Genomic DNA, 11,347 nt, shown 5'->3' with positions numbered 1-11,347 from the left:
ATGAGAAGAAGAACAATGGTCTTTGGCGCATGCACTGCGCCTTCGAGCTTGAGCGCGAGCAGTTCGACTTCATCGAGATCACCGACCAGAGCGAGGCCGAGCTGATCGACCGCGTGCCGGTGGTGCCGGGCGAGATCCGCATCGGTGACCGCGCCTATCTGCAGGCCGAGCGGATCGCCAAGGTGATGGCGCAAGGCGGCGATGTTGTTGTGCGCGCGTCGTGGAAAAACGCGCGATGGCTCGACGCCAACGGCAGGGCGTTCGATCTCATCGGCTTCCTGGAGAGCTGCCGGGAGGAAGTCTGCGAAACGCCTGCCCGGCTGGCACTCAAGAAGGGCGAGCCTGTGAAGATGCGCCTGATCGCCTTGCGCAAATCCGAGGCCGCGGCACAAGAAGCGCGGCGCAAAATCAACAAGGAAGCCAGGGCCAAGGGCAACAAGGTTCAACCGCAGACGCTGATTGCGGCCGGCTTCGTCCTGCTTGTGACCTCGCTTGACCGGGAGGAGTTTCCCGCCGATACGGTCCTCAAGCTCTACCGCATGCGCTGGCGCATCGAGCTCGCCTTCAAGCGCCTGAAGAGCCTGATCGGGCTGCGCTCTCCTCCCGCCAAAGACCCAAGGATCGCAAGGTCTTGGATCCTTGCACACTTCCTCATCGCGCTTGTGACCGAACCCCTCTCGCAGGAGTTGGGTGTCTCTCCCCCTTGAGCGACGGGCGCCCGCTACTGTGGCGCGCCACCCGCCAGATCGTCGCCTCTCTGATCGCGACCATCTTTACTCAACCTTCCTTGGCGGCCCTGCGCCAAAATCTCCATGCCTTGCGATATCGCTGGCGCGAACCACCACGAAAGCGCAAATTTCAGTCCATGCCAAAGCTATCTTAGCGCCTATGCCCTTGAGGGGGAGATGTCCGGCAGGACAGAGGGGGTCGTGAAGGATCGCTGCCTCATCTTAACTCTGCAGCAGGCGCGACCTCCGTCGGCAACAGCACTTCGGCGGTCTGGTTGCCGAGCAGCAGGCGAGCGAGGCCCCGGGGGGCTGCGCTGCCACAGGCAATTGCAGCAGGCATTCATCACAAGCATGCACAAGCCCCCAATCTTCACCGCCACAGTGGCTATGCCGCCTCGCCTTGGCGTATCGTGGGCGCGACAGCAGGAGCCGGCATCATGAGCCCAAAACCATCCGAACAGGCCGACAATGAAAACGACAGCGGCGGCGAGTATTTCGAGGCGCCGCCCGCCCACGACGCCGAACTGGTTGCCGACGAGGCGCTGGAAGCGCCCGATGTGCCGGACTCCGAACCCCATGGCCGCCTGAAGCCGAAGCGGAAACCATCGGCGATATCGGGCCGCAAATTCCGCAAGCGTGACCTGGTGCGCATCGACGACCTCAGGCCGAGCCTGGCCGACCGCATCCGCTCCGATCATCCCGACCTGCCGCGCGGCGCCCGCATCAGCCGCGAGGAGCTCGGCCGCTACCGCATGCGCTACATGGAGGAGCTACTGCAGCAGGAGCATGGCGAATTCTCCGAGCTCGACCGCCAGGTGGTCGAATCGATCGCCAGGCAGGACACGATTTCGGAAAACTCGGAAGAGGAGTTCGAGGAGCACCGCTCGTTCGCCGACCGCGTCTCCGACAACATGGCGGCTTTCGGCGGCAGCTGGTGGTTCCTGATCTCGTTCGGCAGCGTGCTTGCGGTGTGGATCGGCATCAATTTGATCGCGGGCGTGAGCAGCGCCTTCGACCCCTACCCCTTCATCCTGCTCAACCTGCTGCTCTCCTGCATCGCCGCCATCCAGGCGCCGATCATCATGATGAGCCAGAGACGGACGGAGGCCAAGGATCGCCTGCGCTCGTTCAACGACTACCGGGTCAACCTGAAAGCCGAGCTGGAAGTGCGCCATTTGCACGAAAAGCTCGACTATCTGATCTCGCGCCAATGGACGCGGCTGGCCGAAATGCAGCAGATGCAGCTGGATGCGATGCACGAACTGACCGGCGCGAAGAAGGCGAAGCGGGCGCCGCGCAGGGTGCGCAGGCGGGTGGCGAAGGTGGAGGTGGCGGGGTGAGTCCCGGGCTGAGGCTGCAGGGCGGACGCGAAGTTGCCAAGCCGAGCGACGTGGCTTCGAAAAATATCGCCACGCCAATTGCCCGTTGAAGCCCGGCGCGGCTTCCGCTAAGAAGCCGTGGCTGGCCGGCCTATCGGCTGGTTCGTTTTCAGGTTCCTTGAAGGCACCCGTAGCTCAGCTGGATAGAGCGCTGCCCTCCGAAGGCAGAGGTCACAGGTTCGAATCCTGTCGGGTGCGCCACTTACCGATGTATTACAATAGCTCAGATAACCCTAAAGCCCGTCACGCTGAACGGATTCATGCGACGCGCTTGAAGTCTTTGTTTTAATGCATGTCGTTGTCCCAGGACCGCGGCTCACTTCTGGGCGACATGCATGAGTGCCCGGGTCTAGGCACGGGCGATCAGTCGATATTCGGTGTTATTGGCGCGTCGATTACCACTTCCGCCCGTTCAGTCAGACGCTATGCTGCTGACCGTGACACCAAGGCGCGCGTTCCGTTCGTGATGAAGCAAAGTCAACACCGCTTGCATGAGCGGATGACCATTCGCGGCCACCTCGAACCCGCGTCCTTCGTGCCCTGGATCATGCGCCATGCGGCCAAGCTCGGTCTCGCGCACCACATCGCTCATGCAAGCACCGATCGCATCGAACTCGATATTGCCGGTGCGGCGGAGCTGATCGACATGATGGAGATGGGATGTTCGCTTGGGCCCATTGAGGTCTGGGTCGAGACGATCGACCGCGCGCCTGTCGAGCAAAAAAACATATAGCTTTGCGTGTGGTTACCTCGGTTTGCACTTAATTTAACCAATATTGCAATTGCGAAATTATTATGCATACGTCAGCCGCATCGAGCGGTTCGCCAACTCCTTGCGCCGGCATCTCTCTGGTCGGGAAACAGTAGTATCAGTACGGAAAGTAAGGTCATGCTGTCCGACAAGACGGACACCTGGGTGCCGGTCGCCCTTACCCAGGATCTGCCAACAGGACAGGTAATGCCGGCGCGGACGCCCGCCGGTCCCATTGCCCTCTGGCGAAGCCAATCGGGGCGCTTGGCGGCATCGGCGGATCGTTGTCCGCATCGCGGCATGCGCCTCTCCCATGGCTTCGTGCGCGGCGAGGCGCTCTCCTGCATCTATCACGGCTGGACCTATTCGCAGGCCGGTCAGTGCCTGCGCATTCCTGCCCATCCCAGCCTCACGCCGCCGGAGACGATTCGAGTTGCGACCCGGTTGGTCGAAGAGGCAGGCGGGATCATCTGGGTCGCGGATGGAGAGCCTGACGGCAAGCCACCCCTTTTTGAGGGTTACGTCCCGCTCCGTTCATTGACGGCCCGCGCCGGAAGTTCGGCGCTCTTTGTCGCTGCCGGTACGAAGGCCACCGTTGAAGGATGCGTCTGGCAGGCACCCGGCGCGCCGGCAATCCGCCTGCTGCCTATCCCGCAGGAAGCCGGCGAGACGCTGATCCACGTCCTTGTTCCAGCCGATTGCGATGCGTCCGAGCGCATCGCGGCCTCGCGAGCCGCCGAGAGCCTTCGGCGCATGGCCGAAGGGATCGAGGCGAAAGGGACTGTGCCATGATCGACGATGCGATGCGCCACGAATGGTATCCGGTCGGGCTTTTCAGCCGGCTCGACCGCTATGGGCGCGAGACCACCCTGATGGACGAGCCGATCAAGGTTGCGCTCGACGCCAATGGCGCGGCGAAAGTGACAGGCGAAAACGGGCGCGTGCTGCCGGTTTCGGTGCGCTATGGCCATATCTGGTCGTCGCTCGGCGAACCGAAGAAACCGGTCTTTCCGATTCCCGAGGCAGACCAGCCCGGGCGCCGCTTCGTCGATGTCGGCGTGGTGCGGGTGCGCTGCTCGCCGCTCCGCGCCGTCGAGAACTTCCTCGACATCGCACACTTCCCCTTCGTCCATACCGACATCCTCGGCTCGGAGCCGCATACCGAGGTCGAAAACTACAAGGTCGAGATCCGCGAGGAAGAGGACGAGGTCTGGGCGACCCAGGTGAAGTTCTACCAGCCGCAGGCGGCGAAATCCGCGAGCGGAGGTATCACGACGGAATACATGTACCGCGTGCCGGCTCCGACCTGCTCAGTCCTCTACAAGACCTGCCCGCCGCGCCCGGGCGAATGGGATGTCATTACGCTATTCGTCCAGCCGCTTGCCGAGGATCTCTGCGACGTCTGGCCATGGATGGCGCTTTTCGATGACGAGACGCCACTGACCGATCTCATCCATTTCCAGCAGACGATTTTCCTGCAGGACCGCTCGATCCTCGAAAACCAGATCCCGCGTCTTCTGCCGCTCGATCCCGGCATGGAAATCCCCACGCGCGCCGACCTGACCTCGGTCGCCTATCGCCGCTGGCTGAAGCGCCACAATTATACCTACGGCGCGCAATTGGTGGCACAATGAAGCTTTACGACTACATCCTCTCCCCAAGTTGCTACAAGGTGCGCCTGATGGCCACGCTGTCAGGTGTGAAGCTCGAAATCCGCCCGGTCGACTTCCATCCCGGCGCCGAGCATCGTGGCCCCGAGCTTATGGCGCTTAATCCGGGAGGCTCCATCCCGATCCTTGAAGACGGCGACCTGATCCTGACCGAGTCTTCCGCCATGCTTGGCTATCTCGCCGCGAAGGCAGCACCGGCCTGGCTCGGCAGCGGCGCCCCCGAGGAGACGGCGCGCATCCAGCAATGGCTTTCCTTCTCGCACAGGCTGACCGCCAACCTCGGCGGCGCGCGCCTGCATGAGATGCTGCTGCGTCCCGGTGACATCGGTGCGCTTCAGGCCAATGGCATAGCGGCACTACGTGAGCTGGAAGCCGGCCTCTTCGAACAAAAAATGCGTGGCGATCGGTTTCTCGCATCCGACCGGCCGACGATTGCCGACATTGCTTGCTTTCCCTACGTCGCGCTCGCGCCCGACGGCGGCGTTTCCCTCGATCCGTATCCCACGATCCGGCTCTGGTCGCGAGCGCTCCGCAGCCTCGACAATTTCATCGAAATGCCCGGTATCCACCGGCTGCACGAGTTGAAGCCCGAACCGCGACCCATGCTGGACGAGGCGTGAGGTGACCGGCTATCTCCTGAAGAATTGCGCAGCGGTCATCACCGACGAGGGCAGGGGTCCGAGCGTCCGGCGCAATGTCGATGTGCTGACGAATGGCCCGCAGATCGAGGCAATCGGGCAAGGCCTGCACAGAAGCGAGTTGCCGGCCGGTACTATCGTGCAGGACGCCGACGGCTGGTTCGTCTATCCCGGCCTCGTCAACACGCACCATCACTTCTTTCAGTGCTTTGTGCGCAACCGTGCCGAACTCGACTGGACGAAGCTGTCGGTCATCGAATGGCTCGACCGGATCTATCCGATCTTCTCCCGGCTCAACGAGGATTGTTTCTACCACGCCTCGATCACGGCGATGGCAGAGATGATAAAGCACGGTTGCACGACGGCCTTCGACCACCAGTACAATTTTCCGCGCCATGCCGGAAAACGGCTCATCGACCGGCAGTTCGAAGCGGCCGATCTTCTCGGCATGCGTTTCCATGCCGGCCGCGGCGGCAACACGCTGCCAAAATCGGAAGGCTCGACCATTCCAGACGAGATGCTGGAGACCACGGACGAATTCATTGCCGACTGCGCACGCCTCATCGACACTTATCACGACACCAGTCCCTTCAGCATGCGTCAGGTCGTGGTCGCTCCCTGCCAGCCGGTCAACTGCTACCGCGAGACCTTCGTGGAATCGGTTTCGCTGGCGCGTGATCGCGGGGTGCGGATGCACACCCATGTCGGCGAGGGCGAAAGCCCGATCATCGAGGCCCGCCATGGCATGCGTACGGTGGACTATCTCGAGGACCTCGGATTTGCCGGCCGAGACACTTTCTATGCCCATTGCTGGGAGCTGACGCATGACGAACTGCGGCTGATGGCGGCGAGCGGCACCGGTGTCTCGCATTGCCCTGAGCCGGTCTATCTGGTGGGCGCGGAGGTGACTGATATTCCCGCCATGTCCGCCTTTGGCCTGCGCGTCGGTCTCGGCTGCGACGGTGCTGCCTCGAACGACAATTCCAACCTCATGCACTGCATCCATTCCGCCTACATGCTGCAATGCCTGGCGGCCTCGACGCGCGCTCATCCCGTGCCTGCGCCGGTCGATTTCCTCGGCTATGCGACAACGGGCGGGGCCGCGCTTCTGGGCCGCAATGACATCGGCCGACTGTCGCCCGGCATGGCCGCCGACCTCTTCGCGATCGACACGCGCCGCATGGATTATGTCGGCACGCGCCACGATCCATTGAGCCTGATCGCCAAGGTCGGTATCGGCATGCCCACCGACATGACCATGATCAACGGCCGCATCGTCTGGGAGAAGGGTGCGTTTACCGGGCTGAACGAGGCCCGGCTTGCTGCGGACGCGGAAGCCGCCTTTGCCGCGGTGGAATTCTAACAACTTAAGACAGGGGAACTGACATGCTGAACTATCTGACCCGCAGAACTCTGATGAAGGGCCTTGCCGCGACAGGGCTTGCCGGCGCGCTTGGCAGCCGTCCCGCCTTTGCGGCCGACGAGCCGCTCGGTATCACGCTCGTGCTCCCGTCGCCGGTCGGCGATGTCGGCTGGGGCCATGCGCTCGCCGCCGGCCTCGAGCCGGTCAAGGCCGCCTACGGCGACAAGGTGAAGATCACCGTCATCGAGAACATCGCCGAAGGGCCGGACGCCGACCGGATCATGAACAAGACCGTCGCCGACGGTAACAAGTTCCTGATCGCCGGCTCATTCGGCTACCAGAATGGTGCACTACAGATCGCCCGCCGCGATCCTGGGGTCACCGTGCTGCATGCCTCCGGCTTCCAGACCGCGCCGAATTTCTCGCCCTTCGCGGCGAAGTATTTCCAGGGCACTTACCTGCTCGGCATAGCCGCCGCAGCTCTTTCCAAGACCGGCAAGCTCGGCTCCGTCTCGGCCTTCGCCATTCCGGAGCTGATCACCTCGATCAACGCATTCACGCTCGGCGCACAGACTGTAAATCCCGATGTCGAGGTATCGGTCGTCTGGGTGAACTCCTGGTTCGACCCGGCCAAGGAACAGGAAGCCGCCAAGGCGCTGATGGCACAGAACTGCGACGTGATCTTCTCGAACGCGCAGGACACACCCTCCGTGATCTCGGCCTGCGAGGAGGCTGGCGTCTATGCGTTCAACCTCAATTCGTCGATGAAGAAATATGCACCGAAGAAATATCTCGGCTGCATCGCGACGGACTGGTCGCCCTTCTTCAAGGCTTCCGTGGATGCCCATCTCGCCGGAACTTTCAAGGGCGCCAACACCTTCCTCGGCGTCGCGGAAAAGGTGGTGGAGGTCGTGGACTGGAACTCAGATATCCCAGCCGACACGATGACGAAGATCAAGGAAGTGGCGGCGAGGATCGCCGACGGCAGCTTCTCGCCCTTCACAGGTCCAATCACCAAGGCCGACGGCAGCGAAGCCGCCGCCGCCGGTGCGACGATAGCGGATCCCGAGATCGTCGCGATGGACTGGCACGTCAAGGGTGTCACCACACCACTGCCGAGGTAAGTCATGACCCCGCCCCTTCTGTCGCTCCGCGGCATCTCGAAGAGCTACGGCCAGATCCGGGCTAACGAAGCCATCGATCTGGACGTGGCGCCCCAATCGATCCATGCGATCCTCGGGGAGAATGGGGCGGGCAAATCGACGCTGATGAAGCTCATCTATGGCGTTGAACAGCCGGACGAAGGCACCGTCGTCTGGAACGGAGAGCCTCTGCGCCTTGCCTCGCCGGCTGAGGCACGGCGCAGGGGCATCGGCATGGTCTTTCAGCATTTCTCGCTGTTCGAGACGCTGACTGTCGTCGAGAACATCCAGCTCGTCGTCCCCGGCGGCAAGGCGGAGCTGGCCGGGCGCATCCGCAGCCTCGGCCAGGATTTTGGCCTTGAAGTAGATCCTCTCGCCGATGTGCACGCGCTCTCGGTCGGCGAACGGCAGCGGGTGGAGATCATCCGCTGCCTGATGACGGACCCGAAGCTGCTCATTCTCGACGAGCCGACCTCGGTCTTGCCGCCGCAGGCGGTGAAGAAGCTGTTCGACACGCTCAGGCGCCTTCGCGACCGCGGCGTGTCCATCCTGTTCATCTCCCACAAACTGGAGGAAATTCGCACGATCTGTGACCAGGCGACGGTCTTGCGTGGAGGGCGCGTTATCGGCACCGTCGACCCGCGCGACTATGATGCGCACGACCTCGCCCGGATGATGATCGGCCGCGACATGCCCGAGGTGATGCCCGCGTTGGCCATGCCCGAGGGGGAGAAGCGGCTGGAAATAATCGACATGGACTACACGCCGGACGACCCCTTTGCCACGCCGCTCTCCGGCATCAGCCTCACGGTACGATCAGGCGAGATCCTTGGCATAGCCGGAATATCGGGCAATGGCCAAGGCGAGCTTGCCGCGCTCATCTCGGGCGAAGCGATGCTGCTGAAGGAACAACGCGACCGGATCTACATGATGGGCCGCGACGTAGGCACACTCGATGCGGCCGCGCGCAGGAGATTTGGCTTCGCCTTCGTGCCCGAAGACCGGCTGGGACGCGGCGCGGTCCCTGAAATGTCGCTCGTGCTCAACACCGTTCTTACCGCCCATCCTTTCGATCTCGTGAGGCGCGGCCTCATCAACAGCGCCGGAGCGACGGCTTTCACCAGCGAATGCATCCGTCGGTACGACGTCCGCGCCTCCGGCCCGGATGCCGAAGCGGGCTCGCTGTCCGGCGGCAACTTGCAGAAATTCATCGTCGGTCGCGAGATGATGCTGTCACCAAAACTGCTTTTCGTGGCGCAGCCGACCTGGGGTGTAGACATTGGCGCTGCATCCGCCATCAGAAGGCGGCTCATCGCGTTGCGCAACCTGGGCGTGGCGATCCTCGTGATTTCCGAGGAACTCGAGGAACTTTTCGAACTCTGCGATTTCATCCAGGTGCTCCATCATGGAATGCTGAGTCCGCCTCTGGTCACGCGGGACACGCGCCCCGAAGACATCGGCAGATACATGATCGGAGCACATGCCTCGCCAGAGAAGGTTCCTGCATGAGCGTTTGGGCCGCGACGTTCCTCCCCGCGCTCGTCCGCCGGGAGCATGCCTCGCTCGTCGCGGCCATGCTGGCCCCGGCTGTCGCGCTTGGCATGGCGATCATCCTCAATCTGGGCCTTTATGTGCTGATAGGCCGAGATCCGGCGGCCGTCCTGTACGCGATGCTTCTCGAGCCGTTCCTCTCCTGGGCATCGTTTGCGGAGGTGCTGCTGAAGGCGGGGCCCCTTCTCCTCATTGCTCAGGGGCTGGCGATCGGTTTCCGCGCAAAAGTGTTCAACATCGGCGCGGAGGGCCAGTTTATCCTGGGCGCTATTTTCGCCTCGGCGATCCCCGTCTGGTTTCCGCAGGCGACCGGGCAGTGGATCTGGCCGCTGATGCTGCTTCTCGGTGCCCTCGGCGGTGCACTTTGGGCATCTATCACCGCCTTCTGGCGCGTCAGGCTCAATGCGAACGAGATCCTGGTCTCCCTGATGCTGAGCCTCGTTGCGGCGCAAGTCCTCAACTACCTGCTGCTCGGCCCATGGAAGGACCCGGCCGGCTTCAATTTCCCACAATCCGTCATGTTTCAGAACGACGCGATGGTGCCGACCCTGATCACCGGTACCCGCGTCAACGTCTCGCTGCTCATCACACTTGCGCTCTCGCTGGTGGCCTGGGTTTTCATGCAGCGAAGCTTCATGGGGTATAAGCTCAAGGTCGGCGGCCTTGCCCCGCGCGCGGCCGGTTACGCCGGCTTCAGCGAAGGGCGTGCGATTTGGCTATCGCTTCTGATCGGTGGCATGGCGGCGGGACTGGCAGGCGCGGCGGAAGTCGCGGGTCCGCTCGGCCAGCTGCAGCGCTCGATCTCGACCGGCTACGGTTATGCGGCCATCATTGTCGCCTATCTCGGCGGCTTGCATCCAGTCGGCATCATCTTTTCCGCGCTCTTCATGGCTGTCCTCTATATCGGCGGCGACAATGCGATGGTGTCGGCAAACCTGCCGATCGCCGCCGTCCGCGTCTTCCAAGGCAGCTTGCTGCTCGCCTATCTCGGCGCTGTGGCCTTCGTGCGCTACCGCATCGAGTGGCGCCGCCCCCATCACCTGAGCCAGCCATGAACGCCGTCGAGTTCATTATTTCGGGCATGCTCGCAGCGGCAACCCCCTTTCTCCTTGCCGCACTCGGCGAGTTGGTGGTCGAGCGCGCCGGTGTTCTTAACCTCGGCGTAGAGGGCCTGATGGCCCTCGGCGCGGTGCTCGCGTTCATCGTCGTCTACCACGGCGGTGGACACCTGCTGGGGTTCGTTGCCGCCGGCCTCGGTAGCGCCGTCCTGTCCCTCGTCTTTGCAGTGCTGGCACTCGGATTCCGGGCAAACCAGGTCGCGACAGGCCTTGCGATCGGCATTCTCGGCCAAGGCCTTTCGGCGCTGTTCGGCAAAAGCTACGAGAGCTTGACGGTGAAGGGGCTCCCGAAACTTGCCTTTCCCGGCCTCTCGGAAATCCCGGTAGTCGGCAGGCTGTTTGTCCAGGACATCGTCGTATGGCTTTCCCTTGCCGTGACGTTTGCGATCTGGGCGATGTTTGCCTATACGAGAGTCGGCCTTGTCGTGAGGGCAATCGGCGAGAATCCCAAGGCAGCCCATGCCATCGGCTATCCGGTCATCGCTATCCGTATCGCGGCCATAGCTTTTGGTGGCATGATGGCGGGTTTTGCCGGCGCCTATGCGGCGGCGGTGTACACGCCCCTTTGGGCGGACGGTATGATTGCCGGACGTGGCTGGATCGCGATCGCACTCGTTGTCTTTGGTACGTGGCTCGCTGGCCGCATCTTCCTGGGTGCCTGCCTCTTCGGTGCGGTTTCGCTGATGAGCCTCGCCGCCCAGGCGACCGGTCTGGACTTGCCATCGCAACTGCTTTCCAGCCTTCCCTATCTCGTTACGATCGTCGTGCTCGGTGTCATCTCGGCGGACCGCCGCTTGCTCAGGCTGAACGGTGTCGCCTCGCTTGGCGAACCCTTCGAACGTTAGCCGGGATTAAAGTGGATTTGCGAAACTCGGCGTAAGTTGAAGAGATTCGAAACGCCAGCGGACGATCGGCATCCGATCCAAAGGGCAGAAACGCCAAACGGGGCGAAGGTATGCCCGCAAGGGTAGCGCTGACGCCGTCGACTGCGAGCAGCGGAACGATGT

General features: G+C 62.7%; 11 protein-coding genes and 1 tRNA gene. All 12 read left to right on the top strand.

Annotated features, from left to right (window positions below; translation table 11 throughout):
* On the top strand, window positions 1-707 hold a 707-nt coding region (locus NKJ64_RS24060; protein ID WP_502902887.1), incomplete at its 5' end, for a transposase.
* A gap of 458 nt (window positions 708-1,165) precedes the next feature.
* Window positions 1,166-2,068: a DUF1003 domain-containing protein gene (locus tag NKJ64_RS24055; protein ID WP_023703727.1), complete on the top strand. Its 903-nt coding sequence runs from the start codon at window positions 1,166-1,168 to the stop codon at window positions 2,066-2,068.
* Window positions 2,069-2,231: 163 nt separating this feature from the next.
* Window positions 2,232-2,308 (top strand) — tRNA-Arg (locus NKJ64_RS24050).
* Between the two features lie 91 nt (window positions 2,309-2,399).
* Window positions 2,400-2,840 (top strand): acylphosphatase, encoded by a 441-nt coding sequence (locus NKJ64_RS30545; protein ID WP_444849051.1) that lies wholly within the window; start codon window positions 2,400-2,402, stop codon window positions 2,838-2,840.
* Window positions 2,841-2,996: 156 nt separating this feature from the next.
* Window positions 2,997-3,650, top strand: coding sequence for a Rieske 2Fe-2S domain-containing protein (locus tag NKJ64_RS24040; protein WP_023819712.1), 654 nt, complete (start codon window positions 2,997-2,999; stop codon window positions 3,648-3,650).
* Entirely contained in the window at window positions 3,647-4,492 is an 846-nt protein-coding gene (locus NKJ64_RS24035) for an aromatic ring-hydroxylating oxygenase subunit alpha (protein ID WP_023829329.1), read from the top strand. Before NKJ64_RS24040 ends, NKJ64_RS24035 begins: the two co-directional genes overlap by 4 nt.
* Complete coding sequence (locus tag NKJ64_RS24030) at window positions 4,489-5,148, top strand: glutathione S-transferase family protein (RefSeq protein WP_023699368.1); 660 nt, start codon at window positions 4,489-4,491, stop codon at window positions 5,146-5,148. Before NKJ64_RS24035 ends, NKJ64_RS24030 begins: the two co-directional genes overlap by 4 nt.
* Before the next feature lies 1 nt (window position 5,149).
* Window positions 5,150-6,529, top strand: coding sequence for an amidohydrolase (locus NKJ64_RS24025; protein WP_023689144.1), 1,380 nt, complete (start codon window positions 5,150-5,152; stop codon window positions 6,527-6,529).
* 26 nt (window positions 6,530-6,555) lie between these two features.
* On the top strand, window positions 6,556-7,653 hold the full coding sequence (locus NKJ64_RS24020; protein WP_352463464.1) for a BMP family ABC transporter substrate-binding protein: 1,098 nt from the start codon (window positions 6,556-6,558) through the stop codon (window positions 7,651-7,653).
* Between the two features lie 3 nt (window positions 7,654-7,656).
* The gene (locus NKJ64_RS24015) at window positions 7,657-9,180 is read left to right on the top strand and encodes an ABC transporter ATP-binding protein (RefSeq protein WP_023699370.1); all 1,524 of its coding nucleotides are present in this window, start codon (window positions 7,657-7,659) and stop codon (window positions 9,178-9,180) included.
* Window positions 9,177-10,277, top strand: a complete 1,101-nt coding sequence (locus tag NKJ64_RS24010) for an ABC transporter permease (protein WP_023695008.1) — start codon at window positions 9,177-9,179, stop codon at window positions 10,275-10,277. The genes NKJ64_RS24015 and NKJ64_RS24010 overlap by 4 nt, the downstream gene beginning before the upstream one ends.
* Complete coding sequence (locus NKJ64_RS24005; protein WP_023700481.1) at window positions 10,274-11,185, top strand: ABC transporter permease; 912 nt, start codon at window positions 10,274-10,276, stop codon at window positions 11,183-11,185. Before NKJ64_RS24010 ends, NKJ64_RS24005 begins: the two co-directional genes overlap by 4 nt.
* The last annotated feature ends 162 nt before the right edge of the window (window positions 11,186-11,347 follow it).

The sequence above is a fragment of the Mesorhizobium sp. M0062 genome, assembly GCF_040323125.1.
Classification (GTDB): Bacteria; Pseudomonadota; Alphaproteobacteria; order Rhizobiales; family Rhizobiaceae; genus Mesorhizobium.
This window is presented reverse-complemented; position numbering and strand designations above follow the sequence as displayed.

Bases quoted from the DNA above. Each gene is read 5' to 3' on its own strand.
- NKJ64_RS24030 (WP_023699368.1), top strand. From the start codon at position 4,489: ATGAAGCTTTACGACTACATCCTCTCCCCAAGTTGCTACAAGGTGCGC.
- NKJ64_RS24055 (WP_023703727.1), top strand. From the start codon at position 1,166: ATGAGCCCAAAACCATCCGAACAGGCCGACAATGAAAACGACAGCGGC.
- NKJ64_RS24015 (WP_023699370.1), top strand. From the start codon at position 7,657: ATGACCCCGCCCCTTCTGTCGCTCCGCGGCATCTCGAAGAGCTACGGC.
- NKJ64_RS24010 (WP_023695008.1), top strand. From the start codon at position 9,177: ATGAGCGTTTGGGCCGCGACGTTCCTCCCCGCGCTCGTCCGCCGGGAG.
- NKJ64_RS30545 (WP_444849051.1), top strand. From the start codon at position 2,400: ATGTCGTTGTCCCAGGACCGCGGCTCACTTCTGGGCGACATGCATGAG.
- NKJ64_RS24040 (WP_023819712.1), top strand. From the start codon at position 2,997: ATGCTGTCCGACAAGACGGACACCTGGGTGCCGGTCGCCCTTACCCAG.
- NKJ64_RS24035 (WP_023829329.1), top strand. From the start codon at position 3,647: ATGATCGACGATGCGATGCGCCACGAATGGTATCCGGTCGGGCTTTTC.
- NKJ64_RS24005 (WP_023700481.1), top strand. From the start codon at position 10,274: ATGAACGCCGTCGAGTTCATTATTTCGGGCATGCTCGCAGCGGCAACC.